At 25.0% G+C, this 8,628-nt stretch carries 7 protein-coding genes, 1 other RNA gene and 1 pseudogene; 4 read left to right on the forward strand and 5 right to left on the reverse strand.

All coding sequences use genetic code 11. The annotated features are described in order from the left end of the window. Together Q1J76_RS10055 and Q1J76_RS10060 are read right to left on the reverse strand one after the other, a co-directional pair. Nucleotides 1-107: pseudogene (locus Q1J76_RS10055) on the reverse strand (IS1595 family transposase); the annotation flags it as partial. Nucleotides 108-253: 146 nt separating this feature from the next. After that, complete coding sequence (locus Q1J76_RS10060; RefSeq protein ID WP_300369945.1) at nucleotides 254-1,918, reverse strand: ankyrin repeat domain-containing protein; 1,665 nt, start codon at nucleotides 1,916-1,918, stop codon at nucleotides 254-256. Between the two features lie 186 nt (nucleotides 1,919-2,104). Here Q1J76_RS10060 and Q1J76_RS10065 point away from each other — a divergent pair, with 186 nt between their 5' ends. After that, the gene (locus Q1J76_RS10065; protein WP_367182127.1) at nucleotides 2,105-3,070 is read left to right on the forward strand and encodes a radical SAM protein; all 966 of its coding nucleotides are present in this window, start codon (nucleotides 2,105-2,107) and stop codon (nucleotides 3,068-3,070) included. A 51-nt stretch (nucleotides 3,071-3,121) separates the two neighbouring features. Here the strand turns inward: Q1J76_RS10065 and rnpB are convergent. Further along, nucleotides 3,122-3,462: RNase P RNA component class A (gene rnpB / locus Q1J76_RS10070), an RNA gene on the reverse strand. A 428-nt stretch (nucleotides 3,463-3,890) separates the two neighbouring features. Here rnpB and Q1J76_RS10075 point away from each other — a divergent pair. The 3 genes from Q1J76_RS10075 to Q1J76_RS10085 are packed head-to-tail and all read left to right on the forward strand — an operon-like array spanning nucleotide 3,891 to nucleotide 7,126. After that, entirely contained in the window at nucleotides 3,891-5,108 is a 1,218-nt protein-coding gene (locus tag Q1J76_RS10075; RefSeq protein WP_300369947.1) for a DegT/DnrJ/EryC1/StrS family aminotransferase, read from the forward strand. A 9-nt stretch (nucleotides 5,109-5,117) separates the two neighbouring features. Then, nucleotides 5,118-6,062, forward strand: a complete 945-nt coding sequence (locus tag Q1J76_RS10080; protein WP_300369948.1) for a glycoside hydrolase family 3 N-terminal domain-containing protein — start codon at nucleotides 5,118-5,120, stop codon at nucleotides 6,060-6,062. Further along, nucleotides 6,026-7,126: a glycoside hydrolase family 3 N-terminal domain-containing protein gene (locus Q1J76_RS10085; RefSeq protein WP_300369949.1), complete on the forward strand. Its 1,101-nt coding sequence runs from the start codon at nucleotides 6,026-6,028 to the stop codon at nucleotides 7,124-7,126. Before Q1J76_RS10080 ends, Q1J76_RS10085 begins: the two co-directional genes overlap by 37 nt. Nucleotides 7,127-7,140: 14 nt before the next feature. Here Q1J76_RS10085 and Q1J76_RS10090 read toward each other — a convergent pair whose 3' ends face one another. Beyond that, complete coding sequence (locus tag Q1J76_RS10090) at nucleotides 7,141-7,437, reverse strand: helix-turn-helix domain-containing protein (RefSeq protein WP_300369950.1); 297 nt, start codon at nucleotides 7,435-7,437, stop codon at nucleotides 7,141-7,143. 332 nt (nucleotides 7,438-7,769) lie between these two features. After that, nucleotides 7,770-8,414 carry a cyclodeaminase/cyclohydrolase family protein gene (locus Q1J76_RS10095; protein WP_300369951.1) on the reverse strand — a complete coding sequence of 215 codons (645 nt, stop codon included), beginning with the start codon at nucleotides 8,412-8,414 and terminating at the stop codon, nucleotides 7,770-7,772. Nucleotides 8,415-8,628 lie beyond the last annotated feature (214 nt).

Genomic DNA, 8,628 nt, shown 5'->3' on the forward strand with positions numbered 1-8,628 from the left:
AAAATTAATTCTCTTAATCTTAAAAAATAATATGATGCTGTTGTTTTATTAACACCTATTAAAACAGAAGCTGTTCGGGCTGTAGTTCCTGCAACAAAATGTTCTATTAACTTTAATTGTTTTTCTCAGCTTAATTTACTTCGTTTCATAACTAAATTATAACAAATTTAAGTTATCTAGGACAGCCCCAAATATTATTACAATAAAAAAGTGCATACATATATAATGCATACACTTTTTATTTTATTATTTATTAGTAATTAAGATAAGTTTCTAAATCGCTTGGATTATTTAAATGATGAAGTGCTGATTTGTCATCTTCTTCTATAACTATATCCATAGCTGTTTTTCCTTCTTTGTTTTTAATATTATAATCGGCTCCCATATTTATAAGTACTCCTAACATACCATAACTTCCAATAATATTTTCTACGGCAACTATTAATGGAGTATCTCCATTATCATTTTGTTTATTTGCATCAGCACCGTTTTTTATCATATAGTAACAAACATCTGTTCCAAACCAAACTTCACGTACTAAATATGTTAAAGGAGTATCTCCTGTTGCTGAACATATAGCATTTAAATCAGGTTTCAAATCAATAATATTTTTAACTAAAGTTGTATTATGATACTTCATTGCTCTTATTAAAGGAGTATATCCGTATCCGTCTTCTAAATTTATATCAGCACCTTTTTCTACTAAGAATTTAACCATCTCTTTATCATTTCTAGCAGCAGCTAAACCAAGAGGTGTAATCTTATCATATTGTTTATTCAAATCTGTATCATCTTTTATAAGTTTTTCTAATGTTTTCATATCGCCTTTAGATACAGCATTCATCAATTCATCATATCCGTCTATATTATTGGAATCTTCGCTTGATAATAATTTTTCTATTTCATAATATTTTTCATCTTTTACTAATTTTATAGCTTCTTCTCTAGTTGTATTAGTATTAAGATTAAAAACATCATTATCTATTAACAATTTAGCTATATCATAATTTTTATATCCATAAAACATATAATCATCAACTGAGTTTAAATTTGCTCCTTCAGCAATTAAAAATTTAGCCATTTCTATATATCCGTTTTCAGCAGCTACTTTCAAAGGAGAATCAACCCAAAGTCCGTCAAAAAATTTTTGAGCATCTATATCTTGTCCTATAGATAATAAATATTTAACCATTTCTATATTATTCTTCTTTACTGCATCAGGAATTAAAGTTTGCTTTGAATCTCCTCTTTTTACAAGAAGTTTAAGTACATCAAGATTGTTGTTGCCAATAGCAATATCTGTTAAATAATAAGAATATTCATAACCATAATCTCTATTTTTATCAAGTCCTTTATCAATTAAAATTTTAGTCATTTCAGGATTATTATTTTTAACGGCATAGTAAAGCATATCAATACCGCCTTCTGTTTCCATATCGCTTGCTCTTGTATTAACATCTGCACCTTCTTTTATAAGCTCTTTTGCCAAATCATTGTATCCGAATTGTACTGCCAAAAACAAAGGAGTGGAATCTTTATATATGTATTTATCACCAAAATTTGTCATTTCAGTAATTTTTCCTTCTAGTCCTTCCTCTGCTAATAATTTTGATATTTCGTATATTGGTGCTTTATATTTATGTTCATTAAGTATTTCATCTATTTTTTTGTATCCTGTAGTCATAGGGTCTAACTCTGTACCTTGAATATATTCATTAGTATATGTAGTTTCATTAAAATTAAGATCAATATCTGTATTATTATTTTCATTTGTAGTTGTAGGATTAACATATACTTTATTAGTTTCTGTTTGATTAGTTTGAGTATTTTCCATTTGCTTAGTTTCTTTATTGCCACCGCATGAAATTATCGAAACTATTAAAATAAAAATGGAAATAATGGAAAGAATATTTTTCATAGTTTTACTCTCTATATGTATTGTTATTTTCGCATTATAAATTAAAATTATCAAAATTTCAATTATCAAAAACTTTATATACTATTAGAGCATTTTTTATTTTGACAAACAAAGATAATTTTAGTATAATACTTCTATTAGTTTCAAAATTTAAATGAAATTAAAAAAATAATAAGAGCAGTATAAATTTTGTATAATAAAAAACATTTACAAACAATAGATAGAGCAATAGAAAAAGCAAAACTTCTATATGACAACTGTATATGTTGTGGACATATATGCAATGTAAATAGAAATAATAATAAAATAGGAAGATGCAAAATATTTGAAGATACCAATCATATAAAAACTGCATCTCATACTTTGCATTTTGGAGAAGAACCTATGCTTGTTGGAGATAATGGAAGTGGTACAGTATTTTTTTCAAGCTGCAATTTAAGCTGTGTATTTTGTCAGAATCATCAAATAAGTTCTGATGGGATAGGAGAGATAATAGATATTGAAACATTAGCTGAATATTTTTTGGATTTAGAAAAACAAAATGCTTTGAATATCAATTTAGTTAGTGCAACTCATGTTATATATCCTGTTTTGAAAGGATTAAAAATAGCATTGGAAAAAGGTCTTAATTTACCAATAGTATATAATACAAATGGTTATGATACAAAGGAGCTTTTGGATTGTTTAGACGGTATTATTGATATATATCTTCCTGATTTAAAATATGTTTTTGATGATAAAGCTTTTAAATATTCTAGAGCTGAAAATTATTTTAATGTTGCCATAAATACTATAGAAATAATGAAAAAACAAGTTGGAGATTTAGTTGTTAATGATAAAGGAATTGCTCAAAGCGGTATTATAATAAGGCATTTAATACTTCCTAATAATGAATCCGATTCTTATGATGTATTAATAGAATTGAAAGAAAGAGGTTTTTTAAAAAGTACTATATCTTTAATGTCTCAGTATAATCCTAAATTTAAAGCTTTAACTTTTGATAATATAAATAGAAAGATAACAAAAAAAGAGTATGATGATATAGTGAATTATGCTCTTGATTTGGGATTTGAGAATTTACTTGTTCAGGAGATGGAGAGTTCTGAAACTTATTTACCTGATTTTACCAGAGAGAAGCCTTTCCAAAGATGAATTGATGATATAATTATTATTATAAATAGATGATAAATATAAAATTTTATAAAAGTAAGCGGAGCTGTAAGCCGTATTCTGTCATTTAAGGTAAACATTTATCTTGATATTATATCACTATAATATTCCAGCGAGCTACCTGAAACATAGGAAAAGGGCGATCCGTTTCTGTTTGCTCTTGCCTCTCATGGGGTTTACAATGCCATTTATGTTGCCACAAATGCGGTATGCTTTTACCATGCCTTTTCACCCTTACCAAATTGGCGGTATATTTTCTGCTGCACTTTCCATAGGCTTTCACCTTCAAGCCGTTAGCTTGCATGATGCCCTTTAGAGGTACGGACTTTCCTCAGTATTAGTTATTTAAATACCGCGTTTACCCACTCCGCATATTTCTTTAATCTATTATAAAACTTATAAAATGTCAATCATTAATTTTTATTTAATTAAAAAATTATTAATGAGGCGTTTAGTTGATTATATATCTAATTAAAATTTGGGTGGGTATGCTTTTTCATTTGAAGCAGTAAAGAAATAAAGATTACAATTTAAAATGAAATAATAAATATTGAGGGCGGGAATTAGAATAATTTGCTAAAATTAATTGATTTTTTAGTATTTCTTTATTATAGTCAATATATGAATAAAAAATTCTTGAAAACACATTATTAACTTGAATAAATGAATTCAAAATTTATATGTAATTATTAAATGTTTATTGATTTATTTTTTATATATTATATATTAATTATTTAGTAAACATAATTATTTATTATGTAAAGTAATTAATGTTGTAGTAATATTATAGAAGGAATAAATTATGAATAAGAAAATACCTTTTTCGCCTCCTGATATAACAGATAGTGAAATAGAAGCAGTAATTAAAGTTATGAAATCAGGCTGGATAACAACAGGTCCTGTTAATAAAGAATTTGAAGAAGAGCTTTGTAAATATATAGATGTTAAAAGAGTAAAATTATTTTCAAGTGCTACTTCAGCTATGGAAATGACTTTACAAATATTCGGAGTGGGAGAGGGCGATGAAGTTATAGTACCTGCTTATACTTATACTTCAACTGCTAATGTTATAGTTCATTTGGGAGCAAAAGTTGTATTTATAGATGCTTCTGATGATATGGATAGTTTTAATATAGATTTGAAAAAATTAGAAAATGCTATAACTGATAAAACAAAAGCCGTTATCACTGTGGATATAGGTGGAATGCCTTGCGATTATGATGGTATTTTAAAAATACTTGAAAATAAAAAAGATTTGTTTAGAGCTTCAGAAAATAAATATCAAAAAGAATTAAAAAGACCTTTATTCTTACTTGATGCTGCACATTCAATAGGCTCCATTTATAAAGGAAAAAGAACAGGCTCTCAGGCGGATATCTCTTCTTTCTCTTTTCATGCCGTTAAAAATATAACAACTTCAGAGGGCGGTGCTTTATCTTTTAATGATATAGGAAATATTAATGCTGATGATATATATAAAGAACTTTCTATTTTGTCACTTCATGGACAGAGTAAAAGTGCCTTTGATAAAAATAAAGGTGGTAAAGGTGCTTGGAGATATAATATTGAATTGGCAGGATATAAATGCAATATGAGCGATTTGCATGCTGCTATAGGATTATCACAGTTAAGAAGATATGATTCAATGCTTAATCATAGAAAAAAAATTACAGATATTTATAATAATATTTTATGTAATAATAAAAAAATTATTCTTCCGAATTTTAAGAATGATTATAGCGAATCTTCTTATCATCTTTATTTGATGAGAATAAAAGATTTTGAAGAGGAGGATAGAGATTTGCTTATAGATAAAATGTCTGAAATAGGAATAATTTTAAATGTACATTATTTACCTTTGCCTGCACATAAGGCTTATATTGATTTGGGTTATAGTATAGATAATTATAAAAATGCATTTAATATGTATAAAAATCAAATAACTCTTCCTTTATATAGTACATTGAAAGAAGAAGATGCTATATATATTGCTGAGAATATAATTAAATATTTAAATTAAAATTTAATAATGTTGTATATAATTATAATTACTATAATATTATTTATTATATTGGTTTTCTTATTTATTAATCATTTTAATATTGATAGAAACAGAAAAATAAATTTAAATAATATTAAGAATCCTAAAGAAGTATTAACTATATTATCTTTAAAAAATTATGATGAAAATTTAATTAATATTCTTAATAATACCAATATATCAGGAATTATAATAAATATTGATAATTTAGAGATGTATTCATTATATGAGTTAATCAAAAGTATAAAAAGAAAAATTAATAGAAAGATATTTATAGCATTGGATCAGGATTATAAAGCTACTTATAATATAGCATATCATCAGAAATTTAAAGTTTATCCTAGTTATATAGGAGAGAGAAAAAGCGAAGAATATGCATACAAAATAGCCTATGAAAGGGCAATGAAATTAAAATCTATAGGCATTAATATGATATTATCTCCTATATGCAATACATATTGTAGTGAAAAATCACATTTAAAAGAAAATATCTTTACCAATGATAAAATATTAGCTTCAAGACTTGTATATCAAACTGTAAAGGCTCAAAAAGAAGTTGGGATTATAACAGCATTAAAATATTTTCCAAAATACTATGATGATGAGTTATATATAGATAAGGAAACAAAAAATTTAGAAAGTATTATTGATAATAGAGAAACATTTTTAGCTGGTATAAAAGCTAATGCCGACATTATAGTAATGAGTCATATAAAAGATTCTGAAAAGTATAGAGATTTTTTAATTAATGATATGAAATTTAAAGGTATTATAATGACTGATTACATTAATGATAATAAAAATGCAATTGGTTTCGGATTGAATGTTTTTTATAAAAATATAAAGAATATAAAAACTATAATTGAAAATGATATTAAGGAAATGGATTTAGAAGTATGTTCAAAAGTATTAAATTTAATAAAAAGATTGTAAATAGTATATTTTGTTTATTTTTGATATTATCATTTATATATGCATGTAAAAAAACTCCTAATGCACAGGAGGAAATAACATATATAGAACAATTAAAAAAAGATTACCCTGATTTATCTTATTATATAGATGAAGTTGCCAAGATGGATGAAAAAGAGAGAAATGGACTTTTATTAATGGTTGGTATAAAAGATAAGGTGCTTTCAAAGGAAACCATAAAAACACTTAAAGATAATAATATAATGGGAGTTATACTATTTAGTTATAATATTGAAAATGAAAAACAATTAAAACAGTTAACATCAGATTTGAGGCAATATGTTAATCCTAATATGCTTATATCTATAGATCAGGAAGGAGGAGAAGTTAATCGCATAAATTTTGATAAATTAAAAGATATTTCTCCTAAAAATATAGGCGATTCTAATAGTATAAAATATGCATATAATATAGCATATCAGAAATCTAAATTTTTATTGGATTTAGGAATAAATATGATATTAGGACCATTATGTGATATACCTAATGATACTAATTCATATATCTATAATAGAAGTTTTTCTACAAATGCTGATACAGTATCTAAGATGGCTGCTGCTGTAGTTAAAGCTCAAAAAGATGCTGGAATAATAAGCGTACTAAAGCATTTTCCAGGTCATGGTGATACAGTTGTTAACTCTCATAATGATTTTCCAAGTATTGATAAAAATACTAATGATTTGATTTCAAAAGAATTTCTGCCTTTTAAAAAAGCAATAGAGGCAGGTGCTGAGATGGTTTTAGTTTCTCATATAAAAAATAAATATATAGATGATAAATATCCAGCCAGCATGTCCAAAAAATATGCTGATATATTAGAAAAAGATTTAGGTTTTAATGGAGTTGTTATAACAGATGATTTAGTTATGACTGGAAATATTGATAGGGGTATAGATTTTGGAATTAATTTGACTAGTAATGTATATGAGAATGCAAAAGATATGTTTAAAGATATTAAACCTGATATTCTTTCATGTGCGAGAGTATTAAAAATAATTTTAGAAAATAAATTGTCCCGTACATAGAAATATTATTTATCTTAATTAGTCTGTTTCTTTTTTCTATTGCTATTAGGATTTCTTTTATATGTAAGAGTTTCATCTAATCCTGATTTTATATATTCATTAATTATATTTACCACTGTATGATATGTAACATTATATTGTTTAGCGATATCTGTATGAGTAAGCCCTGTGTTCTTTTTTTCATCTAATGCTAGAATAATATTAGCCCTAGAGATTAGTCTTTTTGATTTATTTTCTTTTTTTATAAATTCTTTAATTTTTTCCTTTTCCTCTTCACTTAAAGATATCATATGTTTAGTTGTTATACTCATTTGAACCCCCTATTTTTAAATATATAACTTAACATTAAGGACAAGGAGATTTTTTTAAGAATAAAATTATAAAAACATATGTAAAGAACAAAATATATTTGCAGTTAAAACATTATTTAAAAATAATCTAGATAATTATATCAAAATATTAGTAATAAAAGGTGATATATTTCATTCCATTTTATATTTTATAAACCCTTGTTGTATTACAAAGATTATCATAATATGAATAAAATATCAATATAAAAAATAAAATTAGAATTTCATATAAAAAATATTATATTTATAATATAATGTTAGATAAAAAGAAGATAATAAATATTATTATTTTATTATAATTTAAACAATAATATTTCATTTTCTATACTATAATATTTATTTTCTATAACCTTAATGTATTGCTTGCTATTAGATTTGATATTATCGGCAATATTCTTATTGTTGATAAAAGGTATATTAATATTGATATTCAATATAGAACCTTTAGCACATGCAAATATTAATATGTATGCACTAAGTATATCTGTAATAACGCCTTCATTTCCATATTTTAGTATTATATCAAAAAACTCTACTAATTCATAGCAGCATTTCAAAGCATTGAAAGGAACAGATATTAATTTTTCTGCAGCTTCTGAGATAGCAGCTTTTCTTTTCTCTTTTTCTTCTTCTGTATTTTTAGGCATTTTCATTACATTCATAAATATATTTAAATTTTCAGCGTCTTTATCTATTATATCCATTAAATGCGATTTTATTTCTTTTATTTTTTCTATAGCATTATTAAAAGAATCTTGTTCTTCTTTATTTAATTCTAAAAACTTTTTTTTGTTTATAGTGAGATGTACAACCATTCCAGCCAAAGCACATCCTAAACTTCCAATAACTCCCATAACACTTCCACCTCCGGGGGCAGGTAATGGACTGTCTACTTCATTAATATAATCAATTAATTTTTTATCTGATAATTTAGACATTTATATCGCTCCGAAAATACTCATAATTTATTAGCGAAAATTGTAATATATCATAAAATAAATAGCAATAGTATTATAATATTTATGATTGTTTAAGTTCCATAGATATTGCACACTTTTAGTTTAAAAAAAATGAGATATTCCTTATAATTTAAATTGCTAAAAAAAACAAAAAGGAATATCTATGAAACAGTATAATACACAACAGAAAAAA

It is taken from the genome of Brachyspira sp., assembly GCF_029258575.1.
In the GTDB taxonomy this organism is placed as follows: Bacteria; Spirochaetota; Brachyspiria; order Brachyspirales; family Brachyspiraceae; genus Brachyspira.

Coding starts and splice junctions, on each gene's coding strand:
- Q1J76_RS10060 (WP_300369945.1), bottom strand. CDS start 1,918: ATGAAAAATATTCTTTCCATTATTTCCATTTTTATTTTAATAGTTTCG.
- Q1J76_RS10075 (WP_300369947.1), top strand. CDS start 3,891: ATGAATAAGAAAATACCTTTTTCGCCTCCTGATATAACAGATAGTGAA.
- Q1J76_RS10080 (WP_300369948.1), top strand. CDS start 5,118: ATGTTGTATATAATTATAATTACTATAATATTATTTATTATATTGGTT.
- Q1J76_RS10085 (WP_300369949.1), top strand. CDS start 6,026: ATGTTCAAAAGTATTAAATTTAATAAAAAGATTGTAAATAGTATATTT.
- Q1J76_RS10090 (WP_300369950.1), bottom strand. CDS start 7,437: ATGAGTATAACAACTAAACATATGATATCTTTAAGTGAAGAGGAAAAG.
- Q1J76_RS10095 (WP_300369951.1), bottom strand. CDS start 8,414: ATGTCTAAATTATCAGATAAAAAATTAATTGATTATATTAATGAAGTA.